3 tRNA genes are annotated in these 692 nt (G+C 58.1%); all 3 read left to right on the forward strand.

The features are described from left to right. Positions 1-315: 315 nt before the first annotated feature. The 3 genes from K206_RS0136960 to K206_RS0136970 all read left to right on the forward strand — a co-directional run bounded on the left by K206_RS0136960 (position 316) and on the right by K206_RS0136970 (position 649). Positions 316-401, forward strand: a tRNA-Tyr gene (locus K206_RS0136960). A 58-nt stretch (positions 402-459) separates the two neighbouring features. Then, positions 460-533 (forward strand) — tRNA-Gly (locus K206_RS0136965). A 41-nt stretch (positions 534-574) separates the two neighbouring features. Further along, positions 575-649 (forward strand) — tRNA-Thr (locus K206_RS0136970). Positions 650-692 lie beyond the last annotated feature (43 nt).

Consider the following 692-nt stretch of genomic DNA (forward strand, 5'->3'; position numbering starts at 1 on the left):
ATGGACTGGGGGGTTTTGCTTTTTAGGGGCGGCCAATTGCTGGACAGCGCTTCCGACCGCTCGGACAGCGGCCGCCAAAAATCACCTCGGTCGACCGCGCAAGGGGCCCGGGAACGCCCGCCGGAAGCCATTTCCGGGCTGCCGGCGACACCCTATAGGGTGAGAGCGTGTTCTTTTCGAACGCCGGTGGTTGTGGAATGGCCAGGCAGCCTGGATGGTGCCCGGTCGCGAGCTCGTCACTGTCCCCATGCTTTGCATAGTATGGAAAAAGCTTGACAGGCCTGATGAGTTACACCATAATCACAAGTTCTCTGCGGAGAGGTGCCCGAGTGGCTAAAGGGGGCAGACTGTAAATCTGTTGGCTTACGCCTACGCTGGTTCGAATCCAGCCCTCTCCACCAGAATTAAGCAAGACAGTAACCCGGCGGTAGTCGGTGAAGCAGAAAGCGTGGTAACCCGGCGGGTGTAGCTCAATGGTAGAGCAGAAGCCTTCCAAGCTTACGACGAGGGTTCGATTCCCTTCACCCGCTCCAGATTGCCCGGGTTGCAGTCAAGAAAGCAGCAGTCAAGTTTCGCCCATGTGGCTCAGTGGTAGAGCACTCCCTTGGTAAGGGAGAGGTCGGCAGTTCGATCCTGCCCATGGGCACCAAATACCGTACTGGCAATATCGCAGCCGACACAGGAGTCGCGAA

The sequence above is a fragment of the Cupriavidus sp. WS genome, from assembly GCF_000395345.1.
GTDB lineage: Bacteria > Pseudomonadota > Gammaproteobacteria > Burkholderiales > Burkholderiaceae > Cupriavidus > Cupriavidus basilensis_B.